We start from the raw sequence: 12,530 nt of genomic DNA, 5'->3' as shown, positions 1-12,530 counted from the left end.
CGGGGGCGGGCCCGGGGTGCCGGCCCCTTCCGCCGTACGTGCGCGGACGCGTCTTACGGGCGGCCGCGCAGGCCGCGCAGGTGTTCCGCGATCGGTGCCAGCGCCTCGAACATGGCGTCCAGCTGCTCGGGGGTGAAGCGGTCGATGAAGTGCGTCCGGACGCTGCGCACGTGGTCCGGGGCGACCCGCTGCATGGTCTCCCAGCCCTGTTCGGTGAGGTGGGCGTAGAGGCCGCGCCGGTCGCCGGGGCACTCTTGGCGGAGCACCAGGCCGGCGTTCTCCATCCGGGTGATCTGGTGCGAGAGCCGGCTCTTGGACTGCAGGGTGGCGGTCGCGAGGTCGGTCATCCGCATCCGGCGGTCGGGGGCCTCGGAGAGCACGACCAGGATCTCGTAGTCGTTGATCGCCAGGTTGTGGGGCTGGAGTTCGCGGCTGAGCTGGTAGTCCAGCAGCTTGGCGACCTCCAGATGGGCGCGCCACATCCGCTGCTCCCTGGCGGTCAACCAGGGAGTCTCCTCCTCGGGCTGCGACGGAGGGTTGCCCGCAGTGTCGATCGTGTGCGATTCCATGGGATCCAGCATAGCCGATTTAGTTAAATGTTGTACGAGTTTACAGGCCGAAACGCCGGCCGAGGTCGCCCAGGTTACCCAGCCCCGGCACATTGGGGTTGCCCCCGCCGTGCCCGGCCGAACCCGGCTGGGACGGCACCCCGCCCACCGGGACGCCCGCCTCGGCCCCCACCTCGCCGACCGACCGCTCCGCCATCAGCTTCTCGCTGGACTGCAGCAGCACCTGCCCGGCGCCGATGAACTCGAACTGGTGCTCCTCGCCGGAGGCGCCGCCGATGCCGGTCAGCCGCCGCAGGCCGCCGATCAGCCCGTGCATGTAGTCGTGGTCGTAGTGGTGGCACGGCGCGGGGCAGTCCGCCCAGCCGACCAGCGCCTGCGGGTCCACCCGGATCGGCGGCTCCACGAAGTGCACCGGCCCGTTGGAGGCGGCGACGAAGCGGCCGGTGCCGATCAGGGTCAGGAAGCCCGGGATGATCGACTGCTTGAGCCGCAGCGTCGGGTCGAACGCGAGCAGGTTGCCGGAGCGGACGGTCAGGTTGCCGTCCTCCAGGTCGTAGGAGTTGAGGTCGAAGGCGCGGTCGGCCAGCAGCAGCTTGCCCCGCCCCTCGGCGACCACCCAGTCCGACGCGTGCATCGGCGAGTTGAAGTGCTGCCCGAGCATCCGGTCGACCATGCCGGCGCCGACGCCCTTGAAGGTGATGTCGCCGTAGTAGGCGACCATCTTCCCCTTCTGCAGGAAATAGGCCCCGTTCAGCTCAACCGAGAAGGCGTACGGGTTGACGTTGTCGTTGACCGGCAGGCTGTACACGTCGTGCACCACCGGGCCGGCCCCGCCGTGGGCGGTCGGCAGCGGCGCGACCGGGCCGCCGAACTGCTCCTGCGCGTAGGACTGCGGCGGCTGGTGGGCCGGCTGGTGCGGCGGCTGGTGGGGCTGCCCCGGCGGCGGGGGCGGGTAACCGCCCTGCTGGGGGCCGTGGTTCGGCGGGGGCGGCGGCACGGCGAAGCCGGGCTGGGTCGGCTGGTCGTGCGGGGACCCGTACGGGGGCTGCGGCGGGTAGGACATCAGAGCTTCTCCTCGCTCGCCTGGACGTACACCGCGCCCTGTCCGGACAGCTCCAGCTGGAACGCCTCGCCCGAGCCGCGGCCGATCATGTCGCGCCAGCCGAGCGCGGTGGACAGCTTGTTGCGGACGTCGCCGCGGTGCGCCACGTACGCCTGCGGGTCGACGTGCACCGCCTGGCCGGGGACGATCGGCAGCTCGAAGACGCCGCCGTGGGCCATCACCGCGACCGAGCCCTTGCCCTCCAGCTTGGTGGTGAACAGGCCCTGCCCGGTGACCTGGCCCCGGACCATGCCCATCACGCCGCCCTGCGAGCCCATGAACATGGTGGACTGGCGCAGCGTCCCCTCGAAGGCGAGCAGCCGGTCGGCCTCGACGTACAGGGTGTCGCCGAGCAGGTCGATCACGTGGACGTGGTGGCCGCCGTGGCCGAACATGACCCGGCCCTGGCCCTCGACGGTCATCAGCGGGGTGTCCTCGTTGGCCACCCGGCGTCCGATCATCGACATCACGCCGCCCTGCCCGCCGGTGATGTTCGGCGTGAAACGGACCTCGCCGGAGTAGGCGAGCATCGCGCCGCGCTGGCTGAACAGCCGCTGCCCGGGCACCACCAGGGCCTCGATCATCTTCCCGTTGATCTTCGTGAAGCCCATCAGACGTCACCTCCGATGGTGGTCTTCTCGGAGGGCTGGACGTACACCAGGCCGTCTCCGGTGAACTCGACCTGGACCGCCTCGCCGCCGCCCTCGCCGATCACCGTGGTCCAGCCCGCGCCCGACTTGATGCTGCGGTGCAGGTTGCCGGTGTGCGCCACGTACGCGCCCGGGTCCACCCGCAGCGGCATGCTCTTGTCGACCCGCAGGATGATGGCCGGGCCGTTGGACGTCACGGCGGCCCAGCCGTGCCCCTCCACCTTGGTGGTGAAGAGGCCGTTGCCGGAGGACATGCCGTTCAGGCCGGTGAAGCTGGTGCCGGTGTGCAGGCCGGCGTCCGTGCAGAGCAGGTTGTCCGACTCGACGTACAGCGCCTCGCCGTTCAGCCTGACCAGGTTGATCTCGGTGGCCTTGTCGGCGAAGTAGCAGGTGCCCTGGCCCTTCACCTCCATCACGGTCATCTTCTCGCCGGTGAGCCGGCGGGTGACCATGCCGCGTAGGCCGTCCCCGCCGCCGGTCAGCTTCTTGAAGGTCATCTGCCCGGTGTAGGCGACCATCGAGCCGTGTCTGGCCTTGACGGCGTCCCCGCCCAACTCGACGGCGAGTACGCGGGATCCCTGGAGTCTGAACTGTGCCACGGCCGCAATCTAGCCGTTGCGGCCGTGGCCCGGCGAGGGTTCGCGGCCGGACTGGTACCGGCCTGCGACAAAACGCGCCGCTCAGGAGTGGGCGTGCGCCCCGTGTCCGGGGCGCGGAACCGTGCCGGCCGCCTGCTCGACCTCCAGCAGCGAGGCCGAGTGGCGCTCCGCCTCGAACGCGGCAGCGCCGCCTCGCAGGCCGAACAGGCGCTTGGAGAGCATGATCCAGAGGACCGCCGCGATGTTCAGCACCAGGGTGCAGACCTTCAGCGCGCTGACGTGGTGGCTGAGCTCGTAGCCCTCCAGCGGCAGGAAGGCCGCGGTGGCCACCACCGTCAGGTACTCGGCCCAGCGCTTGTTGAGCCAGAGGCCGACGGCCTCGACGATCTCGATCAGCGCGTAGGCCACCAGCGCGCCGGCGACGATCAGCAGGGTGCTCTTCTTGAAGTCGAAGGTCTTGCGGATGGTCTCGACGATCGGCGCGTGTTCGAGGTCCCAGTGGAAGTGCTCGGTGACCGGCCGGAAGACCGACAGGTTCTCGTCGAAGACCCGGTGCACCGCGTCCTGGCTGTTGGAGAACTTCCACACGGCCCAGGCGATCACGATGATCAGCAGCCCGCGCAGCACCCGCTCGACGGCGAGGAAGCGCAGGATGAAGAGGTCCCGCAGCGCCTTGCCGCGCGGAACCAGCGGCGCGTCCGCGGCGGGGCCGGAGCCGTGCGGCTCGCCCAGTGCGAAGTCGCCGCAGCGCAGGCAGCGCCAGGCGTCGCCGAGGGCGGTGGCGGCGTGCAGCCGGGAGGCCAGCTCGGGCTCGGCAGGCCGGTAGGTGGTGTGGCCGCGCTTCGCGCAGGTCCTGCGGTCCCAGTCGCGCTTGAACATGTGGTGACTACCCCCGTGGCGTGGTGCTTCCGGCGCCCGGATCGGTGGGCGCGCGGGCAGCAGGATAGGGGTTCCCGGTGACGGGCGTTCGCGCCCGGTGGCGTTCCGGCACACAGCTGTGACAACCCGGGCGGGGGCCCCGGGGGCGGTTCGGGCGGGCGCTGTGAGATCGGGCACGGAGCCCACCCCCGGACGGGGGCCCGGACATGTGCTCGGTGATAATGGCCCGAAGGCTTGTGAGTCGCTTCACAAGCGCCCCCGCGCCTCCGACCCCCGTATTGAGGTATCCAACGTGAACAGCAGCGCCGTCCACCGCCTGCGCCTGATCTCCGGCCCCGAAGGGGTCTCGTTCATCCTGCTGCTGATCTGCTCGGTGCTGAAGCGGACCACCTCGTTCGACGGCGTCCCGGTGATGGGCATGGTCCACGGGATCCTGTTCATCCTCTACGTGGTCTTCTGGATCCAGGCCTGGCAGGCGCAGAAGTGGGACGCCAAGCGCGGCGTGCTGCTGTTCGTCCTCTCGGTGCTGCCCACCGGCGGCTTCTTCGCCGAGCGGATGCTCGCCCGCGAGGAGCGCGGGGAGCTCAAGCCCGCCACCGCCTGACCTGCGGCGCGCACACGGTCGACAGGCTGCCACGGCCTCCTCTCCCAAAGGGCCGCGGCAGCCTGTCGCCGTTTCTTACCGGGGGTGGCTCGCGTTCTTTCCGGGGTGGTTCACGCCGGGGTGGCTCGCGCCGGAGCGGCTAGTTGACGTTCACGCCGCTCCAGGCGGCCGCGACCGCCTTGTACTCGGTGCTGGTCGCGCCGTACAGGTCGGTGGCGGCCTTCAGGGTCGCCGCGCGGGCGGCCTTGTAGTTGGTGGTGGAGGTCATGTAGACCGTCAGCGCGCGGTACCAGACGGCCGCCGCCTTGGTCCGGCCGATGCCGGTCAGCGTCGAGTTGTTGGAGGTCGGGCTGTTGTAGCTGACGCCGTTGATCACCTTCGCGCCGCTGCCCTCGGACAGCAGGTAGAAGAAGTGGTTGGCGACGCCGGACGAGTAGTGGACGTCCTTGTTGCCGACGGTGGAGGACCAGTAGTCGGCCGAGGCGCCGTCCTTGGAGGGCTTGTCCATGTAGCGCAGCGGCGTGCCGTTGCCGTTGATGTTGAGCTTCTCGCCGATCAGGTAGTCCGGCGGGTCGGCGGGCAGGTTGGCCGACCACTCGACCATGGTGCCGAAGATGTCCGAGGTGGCCTCGTTGAGGCCGCCGGACTCGCCGGAGTAGATCAGGCCGGCGGTGGCGGAGGTGACGCCGTGGCTCATCTCGTGGCCGGAGACGTCGATGGCGGTCAGCGGGTGGGTGTTGCCGGAGCCGTCGCCGTACGTCATGCAGAAGCAGGAGTCGTCCCAGAACGCGTTGACGTAGTTGGTGCTGTAGTGGACCCGGCTGGCGGCGCCGACCCCGTTGTTCTTGATGCCGTTGCGGCCGAAGGTGTTCTTGTAGTAGTCCCAGGTGGCGGCCGCGCCGAACTGCGCGTCGACGGCGGCGGACTCGCGGTTGGACGGCGTGCCGTTGCCGAAGCTGTTGGTGGTGTTGGCGAACAGCGTGCCGCTGCCGGAGGTGCCGCCCTTGAGGTCGGTGGTGGACTGGTTGCCCCGGGTGGCGTCCTTGAGCTGGTACGAGGTGCCGCTCTGGGTGGTGGTCAGCGTGACGGTGCCGACGTTGACGCCCTTGCCGGTGCCGGTCGCGGTCTGCACCTTCTCGTCGGTGGCGAGCACCCGGCCGGTGGCGGCGTCGGTGACGACCTCCTGGCGGCTCGGGGTGCCGTCGGCCCGCAGGCCCTCGACCACCGTGCGGTGGGCCAGTCGCGGGGTGCCGTCGGCGGCCCAGACGACCAGCTCGGGCGCGCCGGCGCCGTCGACCCGGGTGAGCGCGGCCTCGTCCTGGTCGGCGGCGATGCCGACGGTCGCCCGCACCGCGGCGGTCGCCTGCTCGGCGGCCTGGGGCGCGGACAGGGCGGGGGTCAGGCTGGGGACCGACAGGCGGCCGGCGAAGGCCTGGTCGACGGACTTCACCGAGCCGTCGGCCTTCTGGTGGACGACGAGGTCGCCGCCGAGCACCGGCAGTCCGGCGTACGTCCGGTCGTACCGCAGGTGGCGGGTGCCGTCCTGGTCCACCACGACGTCCTTGGGCACCAGCTTCTCCTGGCCGCCGAGGGCCAGGGCCCGGGCGACCGGGGCGCTCTGCCCGTCGGCCAGCGCGAGCAGCGCGGACTGCTGCTGGGCGGGCGAGGGGGCGGCGGCCTGGGCGGCGGGGACGGCGGCGATCTGGACGACGCCGGCGAGCAGGGCGGTGGCGGAGAGTACGGCTCCGGCAGTCAGCTTTCGCTTCACGGACGGGTGTTCCTTCCACGAGACCCGCGGGGTGCATGCGGGTGCGCCGCGTACCGGGGCGCCGGGGTTGGCACCGTGGGGCGGTAGGGCGCGGACGTGCTGGTCCCGTGCGGTTCCTGAAGCTCCGCCGAATCGGGTGGGGGTGGCGGGGCTTGGACGGGACTTGGTCAGAAGCATGACAATCGTTGGCATGAATGGACAGGTCGCGTCCGGGGTTTGGCCAGGAATCGCCAGTGCCGGTACGGATGGTTCGGTTGCTGTCCGCTGCCCGGTATCGGCGGGTTCGTTCCCCCTGGCGGGACTCCGCCAGCCGGACGTCCTTGACAGCCGGACGCCCCCGGTGGCGGGACGTGCCCGGTGGCCGGGCGTCCCGGGGCCCGCCCTCGACGGGCCCCGGGACGTCCGCTGCGCGTGTGCCGTGTGCCGTGCGCCGTACGTCAGTTGACGTTGACGGCGGTCCAGGTCGCGGCGACGGCGTTGTACTCGGCGCTGCCGGCGCCGTACAGGTCCGTCGCGGCCTTCAGGCTGCCGGTGCGGGCGGCCGCGTAGTTGGTGGTGGAGGTGAAGTAGGTGGTCAGCGCGCGGTACCAGATCTGCGCGGCCTTGTCCCGGCCGATGCCGGCGAGGGTCGAGCCGTTGTACGTCGGGCTGTTGTAGCTGACGCCGTTGACGGTCTTGGCGCCGCTGCCCTCGGCGAGCAGGTAGAAGAAGTGGTTGGCGACGCCGGAGGAGTAGTGGACGTCCAGGTTGCCGACCGAGGAGGACCAGTAGTCGGCCGAGCGCCCGTCCTTGGAGGGCTGGTCCATGTAGCGCAGCGGCTTGCCGTCACCGTTGATGTTGATCTGCTCGCCGATCAGGTAGTCCGGCGGGTCGGAGGGCAGGTTCGCGTACCACTCGACCATGGTGCCGAAGATGTCCGAGGTGGCCTCGTTGAGGCCGCCGGACTCGCCCGAGTAGTTCAGGCCCGCGGTGGCGGAGGTGACGCCGTGGGTCATCTCGTGGCCGGCCACGTCCAGCGCGGTCAGCGGGTGGGTGTTGCTCGCGCCGTCGCCGTACGTCATGCAGAAGCAGCTGTCGTTCCAGAAGGCGTTGACGTAGTTGGTGCCGTAGTGGACCCGGCTGGTGGCGCCGACGCCGTTGTTCTTGATGCCGTTGCGGCCGAAGGTGTTCTTGTAGAAGTCCCAGGTGGCCGCGGCGCCGTACTGGGCGTCGACGGCGGCGGACTCCGCGTTGGAGGCCAGGCCGTTGCCGAAGCTGTTGGTGGTGTTGGCGACCAGGGTGCCGGAGCCGGAGGTCTTGTTCTTCAGGGTGAAGGTGGCCTGCCCGCCGCGGCTCGCGTCCTTCAGCTGGTACGAGGTGCCGCTCTGGGTGGTGGTCAGCGGGACGGTGCCGACGAAGACGCCCTTGCCGGAGCCGGTGGCGGTCTGCACCTGCTCGTGGCTGGAGAGCACCTGGCCGCCGGCCGCGTCGGTGACCAGCAGCTGGCTGCTCGGGGTGCCGTCGGCGCGCAGGCCCTCGACCGTGGTGCGGTACGCCAGGCGCGGGGTGCCGTCGGTGGCCCAGACGACCAGCTCGGCGGCGCCGGTCTGGCGGACCTCGGTCAGCGGTGCCTCGTCCTCGTCGGCGGCGATGCCGATGGTGGACCGCACGGCGCCGGTCGCCTGGGCGGCGGCCTTGTCGGCGGGGATCTGCGGGGTCAGGCTCGGCAGGGCGATCCGCGCGCCGGTGGCCAGGTCGACGGAGGAGGTCGAGCCGTCGGCCTTCTGGTGCACCACCAGGTCTCCGCCCAGGACGGGGAGGCCGGCGAAGGTGCGCTCGTAACGGAAGTGGCGGGTGCCGTCGGCGTCGACCACGGCGTCCTTGGCCACCAGGTGCTCCTGGCCGCCGAGGGCCAGGCCGTGCGCCACCTTGCCCGCTTGGCCGTTCGCCAGGGCTATCAGGTCGGCGCGCTGCGCGGACCGGGAGTGCGGGGCGGGGTCCGCGACGGCCACGGTGCTCACCTGGACGACGCCGGTGAGCAGGGCGGTGGCGGAGAGTACGGCGACTGCGGCGAGCTTTCGCTTCACGGACGAGTCCTTCCGGGAAACCGCGTAGGGCGCGGTCGCGCCGCGTCCCGGGGGCCGGGTCGGCACCTGAGGGGCGGGACGGGCGCTGACGTGCAGGGCCCCGAGCGGTCGAGCGGCTGGCCACCGGTGGGTGGGGGTGGTGGCTACCGGACGGGGTTGGCGGAAAGCATGACAATCGAGCAAATCAAATGACAGGTCTTGTTCATGAATTGGCCAAGTCCCGCCAGCCGGAAGGATTGTGAACGGACCGACAAAAGGTGCGAATCGACCCGCCTTTCAGCGGGTTTCGATCCGAACCGAGGCCTGGTAGCGGGGCAGTGGCGTGATCGGCGGTCAACCCCGGTGCGCCGTGCGCCCGTTGGCCAGGGTTCACGCCGGTGCAATGTCCTGGTATGGACCTGGCCGTCCGATTGGCGGGATCCCGCCACGTGTCCCGCTTGTCCACCATCAGGACACCTGGTAGCGCCCGTCCGGGCCGCCGGTACGGTAAGGAGGTGGCCAAGCCCCTCGCTCTCGACTTCGACCCGATCGCCCGCGCCGACGAGCTGTGGACCCGCCGTTGGGGCGGGGTCCCCTCGATGGCGGCGATCACCTCGATCATGCGCGCCCACCAGATCCTGCTGTCCCGGGTGGACGCGGTGCTCAAGCCGTACGGGCTGACCTTCGCCCGGTACGAGGCACTGGTGCTGCTGACCTTCAGCCGGACCGGCGAGCTCTCGCTCTCCAAGATCGGCGAGCGGCTGATGGTCCACCCGACCAGCGTGACCAACACCGTCGACCGCCTGGAGCGGGCCGGACTGGTCGCCCGCCGCCCCAACCCGCTGGACGGTCGCGGCGTGCTGGCCGCGATCACCGGGCGCGGCCGCGAGGCGGTCGAGGAGGCCACCCGGGAGCTGATGGCGATGGAGTTCGGGCTGGAGGAGTACGGCCCCGACCAGTGCCGCCAGGTGTTCGAACTGCTCAGGCCGCTGCGGGTCGCGGCCGGCGACTTCTCCGAGCCGGACGAGGGGGCTGCGAAGGAGCGGGCGTGAGGACGGCTACCCTCGTGGGAGCGGTGCGCGGATCCGGGCGTACCGGCCGAAAATGCCGAGCGAGGCGAGGAAGAACATGAAGGCGACCCCCCTGCTGGGCTGGTACCGGGCCCTGGCCATCGCGACCGGTGTCGCGCTGCTGGTGTTCTGCGGCTTCATGGTCGCGAAGTACGGCTTCGGCAAGGCCGAGGAGGTGACCACGTACGTCGCGATGCTGCACGGCTACCTCTACATCGGGTACTTCGTGGTGACCTTCCTGCTCGGGCAGAAGCTGAAGTGGCCGCTCGGGCGGCTGGTGCTGACCCTGGCGGCGGGCTGCATCCCGTTCCTCTCCTTCGTCTTCGAGCGCAAGGTGGCCGGCGAGGCCGCCGAGCGGCTGACGGCGGGCGCCGGCGCCCGCCAGCCGGCCGGCGTCTGAGTCCGGGAGTCCGCGCCGAGGGCCCCTTCCCCGTCACGGGGGAGGGGCCCTTCGTGTTGCCCGGGTCAGCCGTTCGCCCGGGTCAGCCGTTCGCCCGCGGATGGCCGTCGACAAGTACTAGGACGTCCGAGTAAATTGGTAGGACGTCCTAATAGCAGTGCCGCCCGTCGCCGTGGCGGCCCTACGGAGCGGAGTTCGGGGCCATGGACGCCGAGGAGATCGAGCGCGGACGGCAGCGCTGGCAGCAGCGGTACGACAAGTCCCGGAAGCGGGACGCCGACTTCAGCACCCTGTCCGGCGACGAGGTCGAGCCGGTCTACGGCCCGCCCGCCGGGCAGGCCTACGAGGGCTTCGAGCGGATCGGCTGGCCGGGCGAGTACCCGTACACCCGGGGCCTGCACCCGACCGGATACCGGGGCCGCACCTGGACCATCCGCCAGTTCGCCGGCTTCGGCAACGCGCAGCAGACCAACGAGCGCTACCGGATGATCCTGGACGCGGGCGGCGGCGGCCTCTCGGTGGCCTTCGACATGCCCACCCTGATGGGCTACGACTCCGACGACGCCAAGTCGCTCGGCGAGGTCGGCCACTGCGGCGTGGCCATCGACTCGGCCGCCGACATGGAGGTGCTGTTCAAGGGCATCCCGCTCGGCGAGGTCACCACCTCGATGACGATCAGCGGCCCGGCCGTCCCGGTCTTCTGCATGTACCTCGTCGCCGCCGAGCGCCAGGGCGTCGACCCGGCGGTGCTCAACGGCACCCTGCAGACGGACATCTTCAAGGAGTACATCGCGCAGAAGGAGTGGCTCTTCGCGCCCGAGCCGCACCTGCGCCTGATCGGCGACCTGATGGCCTACTGCGCCGAGGGCATCCCCGCGTACAAGCCGCTGTCCGTCTCCGGCTACCACATCCGCGAGGCCGGGTCGACGGCCGCGCAGGAGCTGGCGTACACCCTCGCGGACGGCTTCGGCTACGTCGAGCTGGGGCTGTCCCGGGGCCTGGACGTGGACGTCTTCGCGCCCGGCCTGTCCTTCTTCTTCGACGCGCACCTGGACTTCTTCGAGGAGATCGCCAAGTTCCGTGCCGCGCGCCGGATCTGGGCCCGCTGGATGCGCGACCGCTTCGGCGCCAAGACCGACAAGGCGCAGTGGCTGCGCTTCCACACCCAGACGGCCGGCGTCTCGCTCACCGCGCAGCAGCCGTACAACAACGTGGTCCGCACCGCCGTCGAGGCGCTGGCCGCGGTGCTCGGCGGCACCAACTCGCTGCACACCAACGCCCTGGACGAGACCCTGGCGCTGCCCTCCGAGCAGGCCGCCGAGATCGCCCTGCGCACCCAGCAGGTGCTGATGGAGGAGACCGGCGTCGCCAACGTGGCCGACCCGCTGGGCGGCTCCTGGTACGTCGAGGCGCTGACCGACCGGATCGAGCAGCAGGCCGAGGCGATCTTCCAGCGGATCCTGGACAAGGGCCGCGAGGACCACGAGATCGGCCCGATCACCTCCGGCATCCTGCGCGGCATCGAGGAGGGCTGGTTCACCGGGGAGATCGCCGAGGCGGCCTTCCAGTACCAGCAGTCGGTGGAGAAGGGCGACAAGCGCGTGGTCGGCGTCAACTGCCACCCGCGCAGCGTCACCCCGGAGCTGGAGATCCTGCGGGTCAGCCACGAGGTCGAGCGCGAGCAGGTGCGGGTGCTGGCCGAGCGCAAGGCGGCGCGGGACGAGGCGGCCGTGCGGGCCGGGCTGGACGCCATGCTGGCGGCGGCGCGCTCGGGCGCGTCGATGATCCCGCCGATGCTGGACGCGGTGCGCGCCGAGGCGACGCTGGGCGAGATCTGCAACGCGCTGCGCCAGGAGTGGGGGACGTACCAGGAGAACGCGGCGTTCTGACCGCGTCCCGGCTGGGGCGTCCCGGTCGGCGGCCGCCCGTACGGAACCCGTACGGGCGGCTTCGCCGTGTCCTCAGCAGGTGGTGAGCGGGCCCAGCAGCAGGTCGGTGAAGCGGCGGGTCCACGCCGGGGTGATCGGTTCGCCGCTGACCAGGACGCGGTGCTCGACGGTGCCCGCGATGGTGTCGAAGATGATGTCGACCTCCGCGCGGGCCGCGTCGGGGTCGGTGTCCGCCTCCAGTTCGCCGCGCGCCTGGGCGGAGGCCCGGCCCTGGCGGACCAGCCGCTTCTGCGGGTCCACGATGGCCTCGCGGATCCGGCGGCGCAGCTGTCCGTCGCGGGTGCCCTCGGCGAACAGCGCGAGCAGCGCGGCCTGGGTCTCCGGGCGGGCCAGCAGGTCGGCGAACTGGGCCACCACGGCCTCGATGTCGGCCCGCAGGCTGCCGAGGTCGGGCATCACCAGGTCGTCGAACAGGGTCGCGACGGCGTCGACCACGAGTTCGTTCTTGGACGGCCAGCGGCGGTAGAGGGTGGTCTTGGCGACCCCGGCGCGGCTCGCCACGTGGCCCATGGTCAGTCCGCCCCAGCCGAGTTCGGCGAGGGCCTCGCGGGTGGCGTCGAGGATCGCGCGGTCGGCGGCGGCGCTGCGCGGCCGGCCCTTGGCGCGGGCGGCGCCGGCGGTCTCCGGGACCGCGCCTGCCGGGGTCGGGGCTGCCGGGGCGGTGCTCTCCGGGGCCGCGGGGGGCTGGGCGGCGGGCACCGGGCCTCCTGGCTCTGTACTGGTAAGTAACTTGGGTGGGGCTGGTAACGGTAGCGACTGTTCGCCCGTTCGGGCAGCCGGGCCGACCGGGAAAGTGGGGCAGCTCACGTCCCCGAACCGCCGAGGGGGCTTGCGGCCGGGGCACCGGCTCCAGTTACGCTACGACTCGTAGCGAAAGCTGGCGACAACCAGGCGC

The 12,530-nt window shown here is 71.3% G+C and carries 12 protein-coding genes; 4 read left to right on the top strand and 8 right to left on the bottom strand.

Annotated features, from left to right (window positions below):
• Positions 1-53: 53 nt before the first annotated feature.
• From ACFQ6N_RS29985 to ACFQ6N_RS29965, 5 genes are all read right to left on the bottom strand, one after another.
• Complete coding sequence (locus ACFQ6N_RS29985) at positions 54-569, bottom strand: MarR family winged helix-turn-helix transcriptional regulator (RefSeq protein WP_380655667.1); 516 nt, start codon at positions 567-569, stop codon at positions 54-56.
• Between the two features lie 40 nt (positions 570-609).
• A complete protein-coding gene (locus ACFQ6N_RS29980) occupies positions 610-1,419 on the bottom strand; it encodes an AIM24 family protein (protein WP_380655676.1) in 810 nt (269 codons plus the stop codon).
• A gap of 212 nt (positions 1,420-1,631) precedes the next feature.
• The gene (locus tag ACFQ6N_RS29975; RefSeq protein ID WP_380655665.1) at positions 1,632-2,282 is read right to left on the bottom strand and encodes an AIM24 family protein; all 651 of its coding nucleotides are present in this window, start codon (positions 2,280-2,282) and stop codon (positions 1,632-1,634) included.
• Positions 2,282-2,920 carry an AIM24 family protein gene (locus ACFQ6N_RS29970; protein ID WP_380655663.1) on the bottom strand — a complete coding sequence of 213 codons (639 nt, stop codon included), beginning with the start codon at positions 2,918-2,920 and terminating at the stop codon, positions 2,282-2,284. Before ACFQ6N_RS29970 ends, ACFQ6N_RS29975 begins: the two co-directional genes overlap by 1 nt.
• A gap of 81 nt (positions 2,921-3,001) precedes the next feature.
• A complete protein-coding gene (locus tag ACFQ6N_RS29965; protein ID WP_380655660.1) occupies positions 3,002-3,799 on the bottom strand; it encodes a DUF2127 domain-containing protein in 798 nt (265 codons plus the stop codon).
• A 292-nt stretch (positions 3,800-4,091) separates the two neighbouring features.
• On the opposite strand from ACFQ6N_RS29965, the gene ACFQ6N_RS29960 reads away from it, so the two are divergent.
• Positions 4,092-4,403 carry a DUF3817 domain-containing protein gene (locus ACFQ6N_RS29960; protein ID WP_380655657.1) on the top strand — a complete coding sequence of 104 codons (312 nt, stop codon included), beginning with the start codon at positions 4,092-4,094 and terminating at the stop codon, positions 4,401-4,403.
• A gap of 139 nt (positions 4,404-4,542) precedes the next feature.
• On the opposite strand, the gene ACFQ6N_RS29955 is transcribed toward ACFQ6N_RS29960, so the two are convergent.
• Both ACFQ6N_RS29955 and ACFQ6N_RS29950 read right to left on the bottom strand, forming a co-directional pair.
• Complete coding sequence (locus tag ACFQ6N_RS29955) at positions 4,543-6,171, bottom strand: M4 family metallopeptidase (protein WP_380655653.1); 1,629 nt, start codon at positions 6,169-6,171, stop codon at positions 4,543-4,545.
• A 437-nt stretch (positions 6,172-6,608) separates the two neighbouring features.
• Positions 6,609-8,237 (bottom strand): M4 family metallopeptidase, encoded by a 1,629-nt coding sequence (locus ACFQ6N_RS29950; RefSeq protein ID WP_380655650.1) that lies wholly within the window; start codon positions 8,235-8,237, stop codon positions 6,609-6,611.
• A gap of 494 nt (positions 8,238-8,731) precedes the next feature.
• On the opposite strand from ACFQ6N_RS29950, the gene ACFQ6N_RS29945 reads away from it, so the two are divergent.
• The 3 genes from ACFQ6N_RS29945 (at position 8,732) to ACFQ6N_RS29935 (ending at position 11,575) form a co-directional block, all read left to right on the top strand.
• Positions 8,732-9,268, top strand: coding sequence for a MarR family winged helix-turn-helix transcriptional regulator (locus ACFQ6N_RS29945; RefSeq protein ID WP_380655647.1), 537 nt, complete (start codon positions 8,732-8,734; stop codon positions 9,266-9,268).
• A 76-nt stretch (positions 9,269-9,344) separates the two neighbouring features.
• The gene (locus ACFQ6N_RS29940; protein ID WP_380655645.1) at positions 9,345-9,686 is read left to right on the top strand and encodes a DUF3817 domain-containing protein; all 342 of its coding nucleotides are present in this window, start codon (positions 9,345-9,347) and stop codon (positions 9,684-9,686) included.
• Positions 9,687-9,889: 203 nt separating this feature from the next.
• Entirely contained in the window at positions 9,890-11,575 is a 1,686-nt protein-coding gene (locus tag ACFQ6N_RS29935) for a methylmalonyl-CoA mutase (RefSeq protein WP_380655642.1), read from the top strand.
• 72 nt (positions 11,576-11,647) lie between these two features.
• On the opposite strand, the gene ACFQ6N_RS29930 is transcribed toward ACFQ6N_RS29935, so the two are convergent.
• Positions 11,648-12,334 (bottom strand): TetR/AcrR family transcriptional regulator, encoded by a 687-nt coding sequence (locus ACFQ6N_RS29930; protein WP_380655640.1) that lies wholly within the window; start codon positions 12,332-12,334, stop codon positions 11,648-11,650.
• Between the last annotated feature and the right edge of the window lie 196 nt (positions 12,335-12,530).

It is taken from the genome of Kitasatospora sp. NPDC056446, from assembly GCF_042796115.1.
Taxonomy (GTDB): Bacteria; Actinomycetota; Actinomycetes; order Streptomycetales; family Streptomycetaceae; genus Kitasatospora.
The sequence above is the reverse complement of the archived record's forward strand: the minus strand, read 5'-3'. Positions and strand labels throughout refer to the sequence as shown.